The sequence below is a fragment of the Hyphobacterium sp. genome (assembly GCF_965217055.1).
Lineage (GTDB): Bacteria > Pseudomonadota > Alphaproteobacteria > Caulobacterales > Maricaulaceae > Hyphobacterium.
In genome coordinates this window covers 1,809,140-1,826,116 of record NZ_OZ244227.1, presented here as the reverse complement: position 1 = coordinate 1,826,116, position 16,977 = coordinate 1,809,140, and the positions used below count along the sequence as shown (strand labels likewise).

Annotated in this window: 22 protein-coding genes; 7 read left to right on the top strand and 15 right to left on the bottom strand. The window is 62.4% G+C overall.

Going from position 1 to position 16,977, the window contains the following annotated elements:
* The first annotated feature begins 33 nt into the window (after nt 1–33).
* From purE to ACOOFN_RS09165, 3 genes are read left to right on the top strand one after another with little or no spacing between them, the layout of a single operon-like run.
* Complete coding sequence (gene purE, locus ACOOFN_RS09175; protein WP_420435053.1) at nt 34–492, top strand: 5-(carboxyamino)imidazole ribonucleotide mutase; 459 nt, start codon at nt 34–36, stop codon at nt 490–492.
* A 6-nt stretch (nt 493–498) separates the two neighbouring features.
* Nucleotides 499–1,581: a 5-(carboxyamino)imidazole ribonucleotide synthase gene (locus ACOOFN_RS09170; RefSeq protein ID WP_420430847.1), complete on the top strand. Its 1,083-nt coding sequence runs from the start codon at nt 499–501 to the stop codon at nt 1,579–1,581.
* 35 nt (nt 1,582–1,616) lie between these two features.
* Entirely contained in the window at nt 1,617–2,399 is a 783-nt protein-coding gene (locus ACOOFN_RS09165; protein WP_420430846.1) for a metallophosphoesterase, read from the top strand.
* On the opposite strand, the gene ACOOFN_RS09160 is transcribed toward ACOOFN_RS09165, so the two are convergent.
* The gene (locus tag ACOOFN_RS09160; protein WP_420430845.1) at nt 2,396–3,052 is read right to left on the bottom strand and encodes a COQ9 family protein; all 657 of its coding nucleotides are present in this window, start codon (nt 3,050–3,052) and stop codon (nt 2,396–2,398) included. The two genes, ACOOFN_RS09165 and ACOOFN_RS09160, sit on opposite strands and share 4 nt — an antisense overlap.
* A 130-nt stretch (nt 3,053–3,182) precedes the next feature.
* On the opposite strand from ACOOFN_RS09160, the gene rpsU reads away from it, so the two are divergent.
* Nucleotides 3,183–3,461 carry a 30S ribosomal protein S21 gene (rpsU, locus tag ACOOFN_RS09155; RefSeq protein ID WP_420435051.1) on the top strand — a complete coding sequence of 93 codons (279 nt, stop codon included), beginning with the start codon at nt 3,183–3,185 and terminating at the stop codon, nt 3,459–3,461.
* A 66-nt stretch (nt 3,462–3,527) separates the two neighbouring features.
* Here rpsU and ACOOFN_RS09150 read toward each other — a convergent pair whose 3' ends face one another.
* The 3 genes from ACOOFN_RS09150 to ACOOFN_RS09140 all read right to left on the bottom strand — a co-directional run bounded on the left by ACOOFN_RS09150 (nt 3,528) and on the right by ACOOFN_RS09140 (nt 6,326).
* Complete coding sequence (locus tag ACOOFN_RS09150; protein ID WP_420430844.1) at nt 3,528–4,814, bottom strand: ABC transporter permease; 1,287 nt, start codon at nt 4,812–4,814, stop codon at nt 3,528–3,530.
* The gene (locus tag ACOOFN_RS09145) at nt 4,814–5,746 is read right to left on the bottom strand and encodes an ABC transporter ATP-binding protein (RefSeq protein ID WP_420430843.1); all 933 of its coding nucleotides are present in this window, start codon (nt 5,744–5,746) and stop codon (nt 4,814–4,816) included. Before ACOOFN_RS09145 ends, ACOOFN_RS09150 begins: the two co-directional genes overlap by 1 nt.
* A gap of 85 nt (nt 5,747–5,831) precedes the next feature.
* Nucleotides 5,832–6,326 carry a DinB family protein gene (locus tag ACOOFN_RS09140; RefSeq protein ID WP_420430842.1) on the bottom strand — a complete coding sequence of 165 codons (495 nt, stop codon included), beginning with the start codon at nt 6,324–6,326 and terminating at the stop codon, nt 5,832–5,834.
* Between the two features lie 81 nt (nt 6,327–6,407).
* Between ACOOFN_RS09140 and ACOOFN_RS09135 the strand changes: the two genes are divergently transcribed.
* Entirely contained in the window at nt 6,408–6,983 is a 576-nt protein-coding gene (locus ACOOFN_RS09135; RefSeq protein WP_420430841.1) for a YceI family protein, read from the top strand.
* A gap of 32 nt (nt 6,984–7,015) precedes the next feature.
* Nucleotides 7,016–7,345, top strand: a complete 330-nt coding sequence (locus ACOOFN_RS09130) for a TraR/DksA family transcriptional regulator (protein ID WP_420430840.1) — start codon at nt 7,016–7,018, stop codon at nt 7,343–7,345.
* Here ACOOFN_RS09130 and ACOOFN_RS09125 read toward each other — a convergent pair.
* From ACOOFN_RS09125 to thiE, 6 genes are all read right to left on the bottom strand, one after another.
* Nucleotides 7,342–7,896 carry a methyltransferase domain-containing protein gene (locus tag ACOOFN_RS09125; protein ID WP_420430839.1) on the bottom strand — a complete coding sequence of 185 codons (555 nt, stop codon included), beginning with the start codon at nt 7,894–7,896 and terminating at the stop codon, nt 7,342–7,344. The two genes, ACOOFN_RS09130 and ACOOFN_RS09125, sit on opposite strands and share 4 nt — an antisense overlap.
* Nucleotides 7,897–7,971: 75 nt before the next feature.
* The gene (locus ACOOFN_RS09120) at nt 7,972–8,256 is read right to left on the bottom strand and encodes a hypothetical protein (protein WP_420430838.1); all 285 of its coding nucleotides are present in this window, start codon (nt 8,254–8,256) and stop codon (nt 7,972–7,974) included.
* Between the two features lie 58 nt (nt 8,257–8,314).
* Nucleotides 8,315–9,109, bottom strand: a complete 795-nt coding sequence (locus ACOOFN_RS09115) for an inositol monophosphatase family protein (protein ID WP_420430837.1) — start codon at nt 9,107–9,109, stop codon at nt 8,315–8,317.
* Between the two features lie 3 nt (nt 9,110–9,112).
* Complete coding sequence (gene efp, locus ACOOFN_RS09110; protein ID WP_420430836.1) at nt 9,113–9,679, bottom strand: elongation factor P; 567 nt, start codon at nt 9,677–9,679, stop codon at nt 9,113–9,115.
* Between the two features lie 131 nt (nt 9,680–9,810).
* Nucleotides 9,811–10,992 carry a tetratricopeptide repeat protein gene (locus ACOOFN_RS09105; protein ID WP_420430835.1) on the bottom strand — a complete coding sequence of 394 codons (1,182 nt, stop codon included), beginning with the start codon at nt 10,990–10,992 and terminating at the stop codon, nt 9,811–9,813.
* A 12-nt stretch (nt 10,993–11,004) separates the two neighbouring features.
* Nucleotides 11,005–11,625 carry a thiamine phosphate synthase gene (thiE, locus tag ACOOFN_RS09100; RefSeq protein ID WP_420430834.1) on the bottom strand — a complete coding sequence of 207 codons (621 nt, stop codon included), beginning with the start codon at nt 11,623–11,625 and terminating at the stop codon, nt 11,005–11,007.
* 130 nt (nt 11,626–11,755) lie between these two features.
* Here thiE and ACOOFN_RS09095 point away from each other — a divergent pair, with 130 nt between their 5' ends.
* Nucleotides 11,756–12,160, top strand: a complete 405-nt coding sequence (locus ACOOFN_RS09095; protein ID WP_420430833.1) for a hypothetical protein — start codon at nt 11,756–11,758, stop codon at nt 12,158–12,160.
* On the opposite strand, the gene ACOOFN_RS09090 is transcribed toward ACOOFN_RS09095, so the two are convergent.
* From ACOOFN_RS09090 to rfbC, 5 genes are all read right to left on the bottom strand, one after another.
* On the bottom strand, nt 12,157–13,185 hold the full coding sequence (locus ACOOFN_RS09090) for a class I fructose-bisphosphate aldolase (RefSeq protein WP_420430832.1): 1,029 nt from the start codon (nt 13,183–13,185) through the stop codon (nt 12,157–12,159). The genes ACOOFN_RS09095 and ACOOFN_RS09090 overlap by 4 nt on opposite strands.
* A 41-nt stretch (nt 13,186–13,226) precedes the next feature.
* Complete coding sequence (locus ACOOFN_RS09085) at nt 13,227–14,417, bottom strand: phosphoglycerate kinase (protein WP_420430831.1); 1,191 nt, start codon at nt 14,415–14,417, stop codon at nt 13,227–13,229.
* A gap of 21 nt (nt 14,418–14,438) precedes the next feature.
* Nucleotides 14,439–15,452 (bottom strand): type I glyceraldehyde-3-phosphate dehydrogenase, encoded by a 1,014-nt coding sequence (gene gap / locus ACOOFN_RS09080; protein WP_420430830.1) that lies wholly within the window; start codon nt 15,450–15,452, stop codon nt 14,439–14,441.
* 74 nt (nt 15,453–15,526) lie between these two features.
* Entirely contained in the window at nt 15,527–16,396 is an 870-nt protein-coding gene (gene rfbD, locus ACOOFN_RS09075) for a dTDP-4-dehydrorhamnose reductase (RefSeq protein ID WP_420430829.1), read from the bottom strand.
* Nucleotides 16,393–16,965 carry a dTDP-4-dehydrorhamnose 3,5-epimerase gene (gene rfbC / locus ACOOFN_RS09070; protein WP_420430828.1) on the bottom strand — a complete coding sequence of 191 codons (573 nt, stop codon included), beginning with the start codon at nt 16,963–16,965 and terminating at the stop codon, nt 16,393–16,395. Before rfbC ends, rfbD begins: the two co-directional genes overlap by 4 nt.
* Nucleotides 16,966–16,977: the final 12 nt, after the last annotated feature.

The following is a 16,977-nucleotide window of genomic DNA, read 5'->3' as shown; positions in this document are numbered from 1 at the left end:
GTGAGCGCAACAGCGCCCCGCATCGCCATTGTCATGGGATCCCGGTCAGATTGGCCGACCATGCAGGCGGCTGCCGATCTGCTCGACCAGCTCGATATGGATTACGACGCCCGGGTGGTGTCTGCGCACCGCACGCCGGATCGCATGGCTGACTTCGCGAAGTCCGCGAAGGACGAGGGTTTTCAGGTCATCATTGCCGGTGCCGGCGGCGCCGCTCATCTTCCCGGAATGATCGCCGCAATGACGCCGCTTCCCGTGCTCGGCGTTCCGGTGGAATCGAAAGCCCTGCAAGGCATGGACAGCCTGTTGTCGATCGTTCAGATGCCCGGCGGCGTGCCGGTGGGCACGCTCGCCATCGGCAAGGCAGGGGCCAAGAACGCTGCGCTCCTGGCGGCGTCGATCGTTGCCCTCTCCGACGAGGCCCTGGCAGGACGGCTGGCCAATTGGCGGCAGTCCCAGACCGAGTCCGTGCCCGATACCGTGGAAGACTGACACCGCATGACCCAACCGCTCGCGCCCGGTTCCGTGATCGGCATTCTCGGCGGCGGCCAGCTTGGCCGCATGCTGGCCACAGCGGGTGCCGAGCTCGGTTTTGACATCCACATTTTTGATCCCGATCGCGATTGCCCGGCCGGCCGCACCGCGACCCGCGTATGGTCTGCACCCTGGGATGATAACGGGGCTGTCCAGGGATTCGCGGCGCGCTGCGATGCGCTGACTTTCGAATGGGAGAATGTTCCAACGTCGGCACTCGACGCTGCGGAAAGCCGTGCTGCCGTTCGCCCGGGTCGCAAATCCCTTGAACTGACGCAGGACCGCCTGGTCGAGAAATCCTTCATTCGCGAAGCCGGATGCCGGACCGTTGAATTCGCCGAGATAAACGCTCTCCCCGAACTTGTAGCCGCCATCGAGCGGATCGGACGTCCGTCCATTCTCAAGACTCGGCGTTTCGGCTATGACGGGAAAGGCCAGGCGCTGATCCGCGAAGACACGGATCTGGCCAGTGCATGGGCGGAGATCGGCGAGAAGCCGGCAATCCTCGAAGCGTTTGCGCCTTTTGAACGCGAGCTGTCGATCGTGGCGGCGCGCACGCAGGACGCAAAAATCGCAGCCTATCCGCTCGCCGAGAACCGGCACGCTGGAGGTATTCTCCGCGTCACGACGGCCCCGGCAGACGTGTCAGCTGAACTGCAGGCGAACGCTCTGCAGATAGCCCATGCCATCGGTGCCGGGCTGGATCATGTCGGCGTCTTCGCCGTCGAGCTTTTCGAGGTCGCAGGCGAGCTGATCGTCAACGAGATCGCACCACGCGTGCACAATTCCGGTCACTGGACGATGGATGCCTGTGTCTGCAGCCAGTTCGAGCAGCACATGCGCGCAGTCGCGGGCTGGCCACTCGGTTCCGCCGAACCGCATTCCGCCTGCGAGATGACAAACCTTATCGGGGCCGACGTTGAGCCCTGGCAGGAACTCGCCGCGGAAAAAGGCGCACGCCTCCACCTCTACGGCAAGCGCACGATCCGCGCCGGCCGCAAAATGGGCCATATCAACCGGATTTTCCCGCTCGGCGGCCAATCCTGACTTGCGCTCCCGGGCTCCGCCATTAAGGGGGAGACATGATCCATGATGAACCCCTTGTCTGGAAGGCGGAGACCGGCCCCTTTGACATCATCGGGGACGTGCATGGCTGCGCGCGCGAGCTCGAAAAACTGCTCGATAAGCTAGGCTATGACGTGCAAACGCGCGGCCCGCGAGGCAAACGTTCCGCAACGCTAAGCCACAAGGATGGCCGCAAGATTGTGTTCGTCGGCGATCTCGTCGATCGCGGTCCTGCATCCATGGACGTCCTGCGCCTTGCGATGAAGGCGGAGAAAGACGGTATCGCGCGGTGCGTGATCGGCAATCATGACGACAAATTCCTGCGCTGGCTGAAGGGCCGCGATGTCCGAATGGGCGCCAGCCTGGAAACGACTGTGAACGAGGCAAAAAAGGAAAAAACCAAGTTTCTCGACAAGGCCCGGATCTACCTCGAAAGCCTGCCCAGCCATCTTGTCCTCGACCACGGCCGGCTGGTCGTGGCGCATGCCGGCTTGCCCGAGCGCTATCACGGTATCGAGAACCGGACCTCGCGCGCTCTGGCCATGTATGGCGAGACAACGGGACAGACTGACGATCTCGGCTTTCCGATCCGGCTGGACTGGGCCCGCAATTATCGCGGTGCGGCAATCGTCGTGCATGGACATGTCGCCGACCGAAAGGTCGGAAAGCGCAACAATGTCTGGAGCATCGATACCGGCTGCGTTTATGGGGGCAAGCTCACCGCCTTGCGCTGGCCGGAACAGGAAGTCGTTCAGGTCAAAGCCAAGCGCGACTATTTCCCCAATCCCCGCTGGACCTAGGCACGGCGAGGCGGATACCGCAGGCGCGCGAGGATCCTGACCGGATCGGGCAGGTCCTTCGTCAGTTTCTTCCAACCGGCCTTCGCCTTCTCGAACTCCATGACATTCTGGATGCGCCGGTCGAGGAAGGCCTTGGCGGCCGCCTTGTCGCGGCCCTCGTCATTCAGCCAGGCCGACAGGCTGGAGACATAGACCCCCGACAGGATGGTTCGTTTGGAATACCAGTTGAAATCCGTCGACGGATCGTCCAGCGCCCGCCAGATCAGGTCCGCGGTCCGCCACACCAGCTCGGCGCCCAGCGTGCCGGCATCATGCAGCATCAGCCGGGCGCGGGCCCGCCGCGCGGCTTCCTCATCGTGACCGATCGCTTCCAGCCGCGCCTGTACGGCGAAGGTGACCCGTTCCCGGATCTTCATCGCCTTGAGATCCCTAGCCTTCATCCGGTCGAGCATGACGGCGTCGAGCCGGCCGGACCAGTGCGCGATCACGTCCAGCATGCCCTTTGGCGCCGCAAGTCGGGTCGCTTCCGGCGTCAGCCCGGCGTCGGAGCCGGCTTCGGCCAGCACGCCATCGGTCCAGCCGTCAAACGCCGCGATCGGCAATGCGGCATCCAGCAGGCGATCAAGATCGGAAAGGTTCGTTTTTCGGGCCATGCCGCATATCTAGATCATTGCCGCCACGGCGTCGATGCGCATTGCGTCACAGGCGTTAAGGGGTGTGGACAGGCCGCCCGGGCTCTGCTAATAGCCGCGCCTCTCGGCAAGAGGCCTGCGGTCGACACGAATCTGTGCGACTGCGCAACAGATTGAAACAGACACAGGAGAGTGGACCATCGTCCAGATCATCGTGCGCGAGAACAATGTGGAGCAAGCGCTCCGCGCGCTGAAAAAGAAGATGCAGCGGGAAGGCACTTTCCGCGAAATGAAGCGTCGCAACCACTTCGAGAAGCCCTCGGAGAAGCGCGCGCGCCAGAAGGCCGAGGCAATCCGCCGGGCCCGCAAACTGGCCCGCAAGCGCGCTCAGCGCGAAGGTCTTATCGCTGGCAAAGGTGGCCGCCGGTAGGATACCGCAAGCCCAAGCCGAACGGGTTTAAAGACAAACGCCGCGCTGGAAACAGCGCGGCGTTTTCTATTGTGCGGCGGCTTTCTTGCGACTGAACAGCTTCTTCACGGACGAGGCATTTGCGCGGCCCAGCGCACCCTGCCGGAAGACAAGCGACGCAATGAAAATCACCGCCCCGGCCGTCACCAGCATGGCAATCGTCGTTGCGACAATTTCGATGGTTGCCGGATCCGTCTGCAGCCGTGCCATCATCAGGAATGGCGTCCAGAACGGCACCCAGGATGCGTACTGCAAGAGCAGCGAATCCGGATTCTCGATCGTCACGAAGATGATGAAGAAGGGAATCATCATCATCAGCATGATCGGGCTCATCAAAGATTGGGCTTCCTGCAGCGTATCGCACAGTGACCCGATCGCCAGATACACCGTTCCGAACATCAGATAGCCGACAATGAAATAGCCCAGCGCCGGCAGGATCAGACCCGGATCGAAGACCGCGTTCAGTATCTGCACCAGCGTGTCATTGCCGGCCGCCAGGATAGCCTGGACGGCCAATGCGCCACCCGAACCCATGCTGCCCCATGCCAGGAGCAGCGTCGCTGATACGGCAGCGAGTCCCGCCAGCTTGCCGATCAGGATCTGGTCGAAGCGCGCTGTCGCCAGGAGCGTATCCAGGATCTTGTTGCCTTTCTCCTCGATCATCGCGGTCAAGAGCATGTTCGTAACCGAGAAGATGATGACCCAGAGGCCGATCGCAAAGCCGATCCCGACAATGATTGGAACCCTGTCGGCAAAGCCGATCTCGGCAACCTCGCCTTCCCTTTCGGGATTCAGGGATCGCGCGCGCGGGTTGATCGCGTTGATCTCTTCGAGCGTTTCCTGCGGAATACCGAGTTCTTCAAGGCGCGCACTGCGCAGCCAGTCTTGCAGCGCGTCCTCGGCTGCCTCGCGGAGCGTCCCCGTGGTCAGATTCGTGCTCCAGTATTCGATAACCGTGTCGGCCTTCTCATCGACATTGAAAATGATGGCCGCGAACAGCGCATGGGCCTCGTCGTCAGCCGTGATCGTCTGCTCGCCCAACAGATAGGGCCGCAGCCCGTCAATACTGGCAGAAGGCGGCTCGACCGGAATGAAGCGTTCGCGATCCACGCTCTCTTCGATAATCCGGTCGAATCCATGTCCGGTATTGTCGACGACGGTGAAGTAACGTGTCGGCTGCGAGGTTTCGGCGAGGATCGGGATCAGGATACCCACGCCCATGAACAGCGGCACTGACAGCAGTGACAGCCAGAATCCCCAGGTCGCGACATAGGAGAGATATTCGCGGCGGGCCATCAGGTAGATTGCACGCATCACACCACCTCCTGGCTGGAATTCTGGACAATTTCGACAAAGACATCGTGCAGGTGCGCGCGGATCGGTTCGAAACGGGCGAGCCGAACCCCGGCTTCAACACAGGCTTTCAAAACGTCCTGCGCGTCCTTGCCGGCGAGGAGTTCCACCGTCCAGCCATGCAATCCTTCCGGCGCATCCTGGCGGGAAATCTCGCCCGTGGCCGCGAGGATTTCGCCAAGATCGTGATCGCTGGACGATTCGATGATCACCCGGCGCGGCACTTGCGACAGGGCTTCCGGAACCGAGCCGTCGAACACTTTCCGGCCCTTCGAAATCAATACGATCTGGTCACACAAGCGCTCGGCATGCTCCATGACATGGGTCGAGAAGAGGATGGTTTTGCCCCGCTTGGCCTCGTCGCGGATCATGTCCTCGAGCATTTTCTGGTTCACCGGATCGAGCCCGGAAAACGGCTCGTCGAGAATGATGAATTCCGGGTCGTGCGCCAGCGTGGCGATGATCTGGACCTTCTGGGCCATCCCCTTCGACATTTCCTTGATCTTCTTTTTCGCGTCACCGCCAAGGCCGAAACGCTCGAGACCCTCGCGCGCGGCCTTGCGGGCCGCCGCCATGGACATGCCCTTCATCCGGCCAAAGAAGATGATCACGTCCTCGGCCTTCATCTTCTTGTAGATGCCGCGCTCTTCGGGAAGGAAGCCGACCTGTTCAAGCACGCTGGCCCCCGGCGACTTGCCGAACAGGCGCGCGCGTCCCGCATCCGGGCGGATGATGCCGAGCGCCATGCGCAGCGAGGTCGACTTGCCGGCCCCGTTCGGCCCGAGAAATCCGGTGATCTGCCCGCGGTCGACCTGCATGTCGAAATCTGCAACGGCGGTTTGCCCGGAATAGCGCTTGGTGACGCTCTCCAGCGAAAGAATGGTTTCGGTCATGGCTGTCCCTGTTGACCCGGTTTTCGTCAAACTATGCAGACCTGCCGGCGATGACCACAGGGATGAACCGTTCGGGAATCTCCCCTCAAGCTGCAGGCAGCATGAAGTAAAGCAGATCCAGCGGCGGCGGGTCTACGCCTTCAACCGACAGCATGTGATGAGCCTGGCCGCGATGATGGGTCTGGTGGTTGACGACATGGCTTAGAATGACCTGGCGCGGCAGGCTGTGCGAGGTGCCGGCCATGTTGTGATAATTCACCACCGCCGGAAAATCGGCGGCGGCGAGGCTTGTGACGAACTCTGAAATGCGCTGATCCATGACACATCGTTCAGCTTGCAGTTCGGCCAGACCGGCAAACGGACGGTCTCGCAAATCCGCGTGCATGGGTCCCTCACCCGTCAGCCGGTGCATCCAGATCCGGTCGGCGATGAGAATATGCGTCAATGTCCCGAAAATGCTGTCGAAATAGGCGCCCAAATCGGCCATGAGCCGGTCATTCGGAAGTTCCCCCACCGCCGCATAAAGCCGCGCATTGGCCCAGGCATTGTAGGCCGCCATCTGTCCGAAGTGTTCACGCATCTGTGCTCAATCCTTCCGAACGGTCATTTGTGGATGTGCCGCGAGCCGCGCAAGCTTCAACCCGACAATGGGGAGAATATCATGATTAGATTCGCTTTTGCTTTCGCCGCGCTTGCTGCGATCGCCGCGCCGGCTGTCGCCCAGGACCGCTACGAGATCGACCCGGCCCATACCCAGGCCGTATTCTCGGTCGACCGGTTTGGCTTCACCACCATATTCGGCAGCTTCATGGAATCAGGTGGGACCATCACGATTGATGCCGACAATCCGGCACAAAGCGCGGTTACGGCCTTCGTCGAGACCGGGAGTGTGTTCGTGGGCCATCCGGTCCGCGATGAACACGTCGCCGGCGCGTTCTGGCTCAATGCCGAGGCCCATCCCCGCCTGACATTTGAATCGACCTCTGTGACCCTTAGCGGCGACGACGAGGCGGAGGTGTCGGGCGAGCTGACCCTGTGGGGTGAAACGCGGAATGTGACATTCAACGTTGCGCTCAACCGGCAAGGCACAGACCCGGCGACCCAGCGCCAGGCGGTCGGCTTCACGATCACCGGCGCTATCGATCGCACCGAATGGGGCCATGAAACCGCCGCCGCCATCATCGGCACCGAAGTCGGCATCCGCATCGAGACTTTGGCCCATCTCATCGAGGACTAGCTTGCCGTCTCCACCCTGCTAGGCTTGCCGGCATGGGCAATGATCCCGAATATGCGAGGGCGCGCCTGCAGGCTTTGAAAGACGAGATCCTGTCGCTGTCTTTGGGCAGCGGAGATGACCGCAAGCCGGTCGAACTCGACCAGCAATCGGTTGGACGCCTGTCGCGTCAAGACAGCCTGCAGGTCCAGGCCATGGCCAAGGCCGCAGAAGCGCGCCGCGCCATGGAATTGCGACGTATCGAGGCCGCGCTCGGAAGGATCGATGACGGAGAATATGGCTGGTGCGTGGAATGCGGCGATGCGATTGCGGCGAAGCGTCTCGACACCGATCCGGCCGCGCCGCGGTGCTCGACATGCGCCTAGATCGGTCTTGCGGCGCCGATGTAATCATAGGCCACGATCTTCGGCGTCTTCGGCATGTATTCCGCGGTCAGCGCGTCGAACCTGAAGCCCCCGGATTCCACCATCCGGTCGATGGGTCGTGAAAGATGGCAGCCGCCGCCAATGACCTTCCAGACCGGGTCGAGCCGCTTTTGCCACTTGAGCACACCGGCATCCGGCGCCGCACCGTGTTCGCAAATCAGCAGACGCCCGCCCGGCTTCAGCACGCGCCGAACTTCGGACAGCGCGCCGGGCACATCCGGCAGCGAACACATCGTATAGGTCAGCACGACGGTATCCACGCTGGCATTGTCCAGCGGCAGGTTCTCGGCCCGTCCGTCGGCAAGCTCGACGGCAAGGTCGCTGTCACTGATTGCGCGTTCCGCCTTCCTGCGCAGGCCGGCATTGGGTTCGATACCGATCACCATTTTGACCTTGGCCGCATCGTAAAGAGGCAGGTTGGGCGCTGCGCCCATGCCGATCTCCGCGACAACCCCTTCGGCCTCCGGGACGATCTTGGCACGTTGCTTCATGATCGGCCCCTGCTTGCAGGACCCGCTGATCAGATTCGGCAAAATGTATCGATCATAGAATGACATGGATCGACGCTAGTCGACGCCCGGAAAGCTCTCAACAAATTTGATCTGGATATCCGGGAAGCTGTCGACGAAGCGAATGGTGAAATCCGGGAAGCTGTCGACGAATTCCCACTCGCCGCAATCGTCGGGAAAGCTCTCGACAGTCTTCACACGCAGGTCTGGAAAACTGTCCACCACCTGTACATCGATATCGGCGAAACTCTCGACCACCTGCACCTCGCCATGAAGCGGGATTCCGTTCCATGTACAGTCCTCGGTGATCTCGGCATCTGCCAGCAGGATCAGTTCCAGCATGATGTCTTTCCTCCCCGCTTGGGAGAAGCGCACAACCGGGCTGAACCGGGCATGAAGCCTAGGCGGCCGCTTTCAGCTTGTCGGCGAGCTGGTTTGTGATCGCTTCGTTGCCGGCGATGATGTTGCCGGTTTCCAGCGGATCACCATTGCCGTCAGCCTCGATGTGATAGCCGCCGGCCTCGCGAACCATGATGATGCCGGCTGCAATGTCCCAGGCCTTCAGGTCGCGCTCCCAGAACCCGTCGAAGCGGCCCGCCGCTGTCCAGGCCAGATCGAGCGATGCCGCGCCATAGCGGCGGATACCGGCGACACTCGGCATGATCTGGTGCAGCTCCTTCAGGAAGCGGGCATGCCCGCGCTTGCCGAAAAAGGGCGTGCCGGTGGCAATGACGCTGTCCATCAGCTCCTTGCGTCCAGACACCCGAAGGCGGCGCTCGTCGAGCCAGGCACCATAGCCCTTCTCGGCGTGGAACATGTCACCGGTGACCGGATTGTAGATCACGCCGGCGACGATCTCGCCCATGCGCTCCAGCGCGACCGAGATCGCGAAATGCGGCTGGCTGTGGAGAAAATTCAGCGTCCCGTCGAGCGGATCGACGATCCATCGGTGGGTCTTGTCCGTGCCTTCGACCACGCCTCGCTCTTCCATCAGGAATCCATAGCCCGGACGCGCCGCGCTCAGCGCCTCGAAAATCGTATCCTCGGCCTTGCGGTCGGCGGCCGTGACGAAGTCCGCCGGCCCCTTGCGCGAGACCTGCAAATGCTCGACTTCACCGAAATCCCGCGCCAGACCGCGGCCTGCCTTGCGCACCGCGTTCTGCATCACTTCCATGAGGGCAGTTAAACGTCCCATGATCTAGTCGGCCCGCCTTTGATAGCTTCCGTCCTCGGTCGAAATGACGACGCGCTCACCGACGCCGACAAAGGGCGGCACCGAAGTGCGCACACCGTTCGACAGCACGGCCGGTTTGTAGGAATTCGCGGCGGTCTGACCTTTCACCACCGGCTCGGTATCGGCAATTTCCAGCTCGACGAATTGCGGCAGGCTGATCCCGATCGGCTTGTCCTCGTAGAACTCGACCATGACCATCATGCCGTCCGTCAGATAGGAGGCGGTCTGATCGCCGATGAAATCCATCTGCAACTCGATCTGGTCGTATGTCTCGGTATTCATGAAGGTCGCCATGTCGTCATCCTTGAACAGGAACTGGAAGTCCTTCTGTTCAAGCCGCACGCGCTCGACCTTGTCGGCGGCGCGGAAACGCTCGTTCAGTTTGCGCCCGTCGAGAATATTCTTCATTTCGACTTGGGCGAACGCGCCGCCCTTGCCCGGCTTCACGGCATCGGCTTTTACCACGGTCCAGAGCGTGTCCTGGTGCTGCAGCACCATGCCCGGCTTCACTTCATTCCCGTTGATTTTCATGGACGGCAATCCTGTCGGCTGTCTTCACGATGTAAGCCGGCCCCCGCGCGCAGCAGGGGCCGGACAAGTCGCGCGCGTCCTATCAGGATGCCGAGCGGGCGGCAAGCGCTGTTGCGGTTTGAGTGAAGCCCCTAGCGGGCGCGGAAGGCGGCAATCTGTGCGCGGACCTGTTCAGTCTCCGACGGTGTGAGGTCGTTTTCCAGCGCCGCCTGCAACCGGTCGCGGTCGACATTCAGCGATCGTGTCCCGTCCATCTCGTATTCCGCCATCAGCGTCCAGTAGTACGCCCGCACCAGATCGCGATCGACGCCAATGCCGCCGGCCAGCGCCACGGCATAGAGGAAGCGCGATTCCGCATCACCGCCGACAGCTCCCTGGGCAAACCATTCGACCGCAGAAGCCATGTCCGGCTCGCGCTCATTCCAGCCATTGAGCAACATCAATCCGAATTGGCCCATGGCCGGCGCAAAGCCCGCCTCGGCCGATTGCCGCACAAGCGCGAAAGCCGATTCGGGATCGGCCTCCCCGCCCTCGCCATTGGCGAGCATCAGCCCGGCCTGCAGCGCGGCTTCGGCATGATTGTTTTCGGCCGCCGCGACATACCATTGCCGCGCGGCTGCAGGCTCCTGCGGACCGCGCTCCCAGCTGTCATACATCTGGGCGAGCTGGAACATCGCCTCGGCATGGCCCTGGCTGGCGGCCCGGTCGGCCCATTCAATGGCCAGCAGCGCATCCTGTGGTACCGGAGATGCTTTCAGAACGAGTGCATAGGCCAGCATCGCCGGGACATGCCCGGCCTGTGCCGCGCGCAGGAAAAATCCGCGCGCCTCGGTGCGGGCCAGCCCGGCGCGGTCGGCTTGCGCCATCAGCCCCAGCCGGTAATTGCCGACCGGCTCACCCTGGCTCGCGGCACGGCGGTACCAGCGGACAGCCACGACATCGCTCGCCTCCTCGATCCGCGCTTCTTCGTGCAACAGGCCCGCAAGCGTAGCCGCTTGCGCGTGACCGGCAGCAGCCGCCGTGCGTGCCAGCCCGAGAGCCGTGCCATATTCGCCCGTCGCATAGGCCAGCTGGGCGCTGTCAAAGAGAGCATCGATCTCGGACTGATTGGTCGGGACCTCGGTCTCGGGAATGTCTTCCAGCGACAGCGCATCATTCTGGGTCCCGGCATCAATCAGGTCGAGATCGCGAAGGATCGGCGCAGGCGCCTCGTCGGCGGCCTCGTCCGCACGACCGGATGGCTCGGGATCGGTTTCCTGTGCCCACGCCAGGGCAGGCAGCATCAACAGCACGGCTATCAAACGACAGGCCATTATCACCTCGTCTTACTCGCCCCGCATCAATGCGTTGAACGCTATAACGGCCGCAGCCGGGCCGTCCACATGCGACCACACCCCAGAGGATACGGCGAGGAAATCTGCCCCGGCCTCGACCAGCGGCTGCGCATTATCGAACGTGATCCCGCCGATCGCCACGCACGGAATTTCGAACAGCTCCGACCACCATGTCAGAAGCGCCGGATCCGCCTGTGTTGGCGGCGACTTCGTCTGTGTCGGATAGAATGCGCCGAAGGCGACATAGTCCGCGCCGGCCTCGCCTGCCTGCATGGCCAGATGCCGGCTGTCGTGGCAGGTTACGCCCAGCATTCGCTGCGGGCCGATGGCCGCGCGAGCCTGTTTCGCTGGCACATCGCCCTGCCCGACATGCACGCCATCGCAGCCCAGCGCGATAGCGAGCTCCGGGTCATCATTCAGGAGGACCGCCACACCCCGCTTCTGCGCCACCCGGATCAACGGCGGCGCCAGCGCTTTGATTTCGTCTACTGTATGATCTTTCAAGCGAATTTGCAGCGCAGCGACCTTGCCGGCGTCCAGCGCCTCAACAAGCGTGTCGACGAAGCCCGGATCAATGCGCGGCGGTGTCAGAAGATAAAGCTGGCAGGTCATGGCAGCCACATAGCCGTTTCGGGGAATTTCCGAAAGCCTCAAGCGATTTCATTCCCCCGTTACGAGAAAATGTTTGCAATGAGGAGTTTAGCAGTTCTATTTTCCGCGCCGGGTGGGGAGGACAACCGGAATGATGCGAATTCTCAACATGCTGATCCTGGGTGGATTAGCGATATGGGCCGCGTCTTATTTCCTGATCGGTTCGGCGTCTGGCGCCGGTACATCTACCACGCTTTCAATGCATGAACGTGCTGCATTCGCGGAAAACGCGTGTGCGGCAGCGTGGCAGGCGATTCCGGGTTTCGGCCCGGTTACCGCACAAGGGGCGGATGTGCGTGAGGATTATGACGAGGTCTATGCCTGTACAGGTATCGTGCCGCAAGCCGGGGAAGTCCTGCTGGTTGCACGCTACGCCGGCGGCCCGCGCAACGATGCGGTCAGCTACCGCATCGACGCGCTGTGCGATGCCACCGGAAAATCGCTGCTCGACGGCGGCGGACGCATGCCGGAAGCGTGCGCCCGCAGCGAGGCCTAACCCGCTTTTTCGAGTTCGGCATTCCACTCGCCCTTGGCGGCGAGGGAATTCATGCGTGCGCGGTGATTGAACGCCGCCTGACCGGCCTCGACATTCTGGCCGCCCCAGGCCTTCAGCGGCGCGGCTTGCAGCGCGCGGCCATAGGAGAAGGTCAGTGGCCACGGCAAATCATAGGCGGCATTCATCGCGTTGAGATGCGCTGTGGCTTCCTCGTCCGACTGGCCACCCGACAGGAATGCGATGCCCGGCACGGCGGCCGGCACGCAGTTGGCCAGGCATTGCACCGTCATGTCGGCGACTTCCTCGACGCTAGCCTGGTCCGCACACGTCTTGCCGGCGATGATCATGTTTGGCTTCAGGATCGTGCCTTCAAGCTCGACACCCTGGTCGTAGAGCGCCTTGTAGAGGGCCTTCAGACCGTATTCCGTGACCTCGTAGCAGCGCTCGATTCCGTGATCGCCATCCATCAGGACTTCCGGCTCGACGATCGGCACGATGCCGGCCTCCTGGCACAGCGCTGCATACCGGGCGAGCGCGTGCATGTTCACATCGACGCAGTACGGCGACGGAATGGAATCATCCCCTTCGCGGCCAATGTCGATCACCGCGCGCCACTTGGCAAAGCGCGCGCCAATCTGGTGATATTCATTCAGCCGGTCGCGCAAGCCGTCGAGGCCTTCTGTGACCTTCTCGCCGGGAGCGCCGGCAAGATCCTTGGCACCGGTATCGACCTTGATGCCGGGAACGGCGCCGGAGGCGGCAATCAACTCGACCAGCGGCGTGCCGTCGGCTGCCTTCTGGCGGATCGTCTCGTCATAGAGAATGACGCCTGAAATGCAGTCATTCATCGCCGGCTGGGTACGAAACAGCATTTCGCGCCAGTCACGGCGACTGTCCTGCGTGGATTCTATGCCGATTGTGTCAAAGCGCTTCTTGATCGTACCGGTGGATTCGTCCGCCGCCAGAATACCCTGACCGTGCGCCACCATGCGATTGGCAATATCGTTGAGTTGTTCGAGATCCATCTTGTCGTCCCCAGCAGATCGGATGTGTCCTAAGCCTAACGTTAATCGGAAACCGCTTCCACGCCTGGCAGCGCCTTGCCTTCCATCCATTCGAGGAAGGCACCACCGGCAGTCGATATGAAGGTGAAATCGCCGGAAACGCCGGCCGAATTGAGTGCCGCAACAGTGTCCCCGCCGCCAGCAACGGCAATCAGCTTGCCCTCTCGGCAGCGGCCAGCCACATAGCGCGCGGCCTCGACAGTCGACGTTGCAAAAGGCGGTGTCTCGAACGCGCCGAGCGGTCCGTTCCAGATCAGTGTCTTGCAGGAATCGATCGCATCGGCGAGCGCGTCGACGGTCTGCGGACCGGCGTCCAGCGCCATCATGTCGTCCGGAATCGCGTCCGCGGCCACGGTCTTTGTGTCCGGATTTGGCGCGAATTCCGCGGCGCAGACCAGGTCGACCGGGAGGATGAGCTGGCAACCATGTGTGCGAGCCGCTTCCATGATCCGGTGCGCTGTTTCGGCAAAGTCCGGTTCGTGCAGGCTCCGGCCGACATCATGTCCCTGCGCGGCGAGAAATGTGTTCGCCATCGCACCGCCGACAAACAGCTTGTCGACCTTTGACACGAGGTTTTCCAGAAGCGCGATCTTGGTCGAGACCTTGGCGCCACCGACAATGGCGATGACTGGCCGTTTCGGGGCGGTCAGCGCCTGCGAGAGATGATCAAGTTCCCGCTGCAGCGCGAGACCGGCATAGGCCGGCAGGTGTTCGGCAACGCCTGCAGTCGATCCATGTGCGCGGTGCGCAGCGGAAAATGCGTCATTTACGTAGACATCGCCCAGCGCGGCCAATGCCTTCGCAAAGTCCGGATCGTTGGCTTCTTCGCCCGGGTGAAACCGGGTGTTCTCGAGCAGCAGGATATCGCCCGGTCTTAGCGCCGCGATCGCCTTTTCGACTTCGGGACCGATGCAATCCCCGACGAATTCGACCGGCGCTGCCAGCAAATCGGCAAGCGCCGGTGCGACCGGAGCGAGCGTAGCTTCCGCCACGCGTTGACCCTTGGGTCGCCCGAAATGGGCCAGCAAAACGATTCTGCCACCCGCGGACTTGAGATGACCGATCGTCGGCAATGCCGCCATCAGGCGCGTCGCGTCGGTGATCACGCCATCCTTCATCGGCACATTGAAATCGACGCGCACCAGCACGACCTGGTCGTGAACGTCGACGTCTTCGATCCGGCGCAATCCCATGCTTGGCTCCCGTTTTTCTGCCTAGAGAAACTTGCCCATGGCGGCAGCCGTATCGATCATCCGGCAGGCGAAGCCCCATTCATTGTCATACCAGGTCATGACGCGGGCGAGGCGCTCGTCGATCACCTTGATCTTGTCGACGGCGACCACGGACGACCGGCTGTCGTGATTGTAGTCGATCGACACCAGCGGGATGTCATCATAACCGAGAATGCCCTTCATAGGACCGTCGGCGGCCGCCTTGATCGCGGCTGTCAGTTCTTCGGCGGAAGTCGCCTTGCCCGGCGTGAAAACGAGATCGATTAGCGAGACATTCGGCGTCGGCACGCGAACCGCGGCGCCGTCCAGCTTGCCCGCCAGCTCCGGAAGCACCAGGCCGACTGCCTTGGCTGCCCCTGTCGAGGTCGGCACCATGGACATAGCCGCCGCACGGGCACGGTGAAGGTCCGAATGGTTGCGGTCGAGTGTCGGCTGGTCGCCGGTATAGGCATGGATCGTGGTCATGTGACCGCGCTCGATGCCGACCGCATCGTTCAGCACCTTGGCAACCGGGGCGAGGCCGTTCGTCGTGCAGGACGCATTCGAGACAACGAGGTCGTCCGCCGTCAGCGAGTCGTGATTGACGCCATAGACGATCGTCTTGTCGGCATTCTTGGCTGGCGCCGAACACAGCACCTTCTTGGCCCCCGAGGACTCGATGTGCGCCATCGAGGCTTCCTTCGAGTTGAACTTGCCGGTGCACTCAAGCACCAGATCAACGCCCATATCGCCCCATGGCAGCTTCGAAGGATCGCGGTTCGACACTTTCTGGATCTTGCCGAAACCTGCGTCGATCCAGTCATCACCGACCTTGATCGTCCCCGGATAGCGTCCGTGCACGCTGTCATACGTCAGGAGGTGCGCATTGGTCTCTGGCGTTGAAGAGTCATTGATCGCGACCACCTCGACGTCGTCCCAGCGCTTTTCCTCTAGAACGGCGCGCAGTGCCAGACGGCCAATGCGGCCAAATCCCGTAATGGCGACCCGAACAGCCATGCCAAACTCCTTGTTGATCCGGACAAATCGGGCGGCGAGGCCCGATGAATTGAGAGTCGCGCGCCGTTTAACGCTTAAGAGGCGCGTCGTCCACCGAGACCCATCATTTCTAGGCATCGCTCCAGCGAGTCTCGCCAGACCGGCAATTCGATCCCGTAAACCTCACGCGCCCGGGTCAGATCGAGGCGTGTATCGCCCGGCCGCCGCGCACGCGTTGGCCATGCGCTGGTCGGGATCCCGGTCACCGGCGTCGACAGCCCGGCGCCGCGTATGGCCGCGTCGGCAAGGTCGCGCCAGCTGGCCTCGCCGGTATTAGCGACGTTCAACAGCCCGCCCTCGGCGCCCGCTCGCAATTGCGCCGCCAGATCGATCAGCGCTTCGGCAAGCGCATGCGCCTCGGTCGGTCGGCCGATCTGGTCGGATACCACGTTGAGCGCATCCTTCTCGGCCGCAAGGCGCAGCATTGTGGACACGAAATTCTGGCCCTCCGGGGCATAGACCCAGGAGGTCCGCACCACCAGCGCGGCGGGATGTGCGGCGAGCACGGCCTCTTCGCCACCCGCCTTGGTCTGCCCATATACATTGAGCGGCGCGGTTTCGGCATCCTCGGCATAAGGCGCGCCGCCCATTCCGTTGAATACGTAATCCGTGGAGATGTGAAGGAAGGGCAGTCGCCGCGCCGCAGCCGCCCGTGCCAACGCCGCCGGGCCGGTCTCGTTGAGGGCGCGGGCCGCCTTGATATCGTCCTCGGCGCGATCGACAGCAGTATACGCGGCGGCATTGATGATCGCGTCCGGCGAAACCTGCCCGATCAGATCGGCAAGCCCGGTCGGATGGGCGAGGTCGATTTGCGGTCGCCCGGCGCGGACTACTTCATGATCGCCGGCCTTTGCCGCCAATGCGCGCGCGACCTGTCCGGTCGAACCGATGACCAGCAGTTTCATGATTGATACTCGAACAGAACAGGCAAATCGGCGAGCTTCGGTGCACTCCCGTCCTTGTCGGACAAAATCGCCGCACTGGTGTCGAACGGCCATTCAATGCCGAGCGCGGGATCATTCCACAAGATCCCGGCATCATGTTCGGCCGAATACGGGTTATCGACCTTGTAGGCGATCTCGCTATCGGGCTCGAGCGTCACAAATCCGTGCGCGAAACCGCGCGGCACCCAGAGTTGATGCCCGTTGTCCTCGGTCAGGGTCGCGCCTGCCCATCGACCAAAAGTCGGTGAACCGTGCCGGATATCGACAATGACGTCGTGGATCGCGCCACGTGGACAACGCACGAGCTTCGCCTGTGCAAACGGCGGGGCCTGGAAATGCAGGCCGCGCACCGTGCCTCTGGCACCCGAGCGCGACGCATTATCCTGCACGAATTGCGGGGCCACTCCGGTTTGCGAGCGAAAGCGTTCCGCATTCCAGACATCCTCGAACCAGCCGCGATCGTCGCTGAAACGGCGCGGCGGGATCAGAAAAGCGTCGCTGAATGGCCCGAAAGGCTCCAAACCGGCCAAAACCAGCCTCCC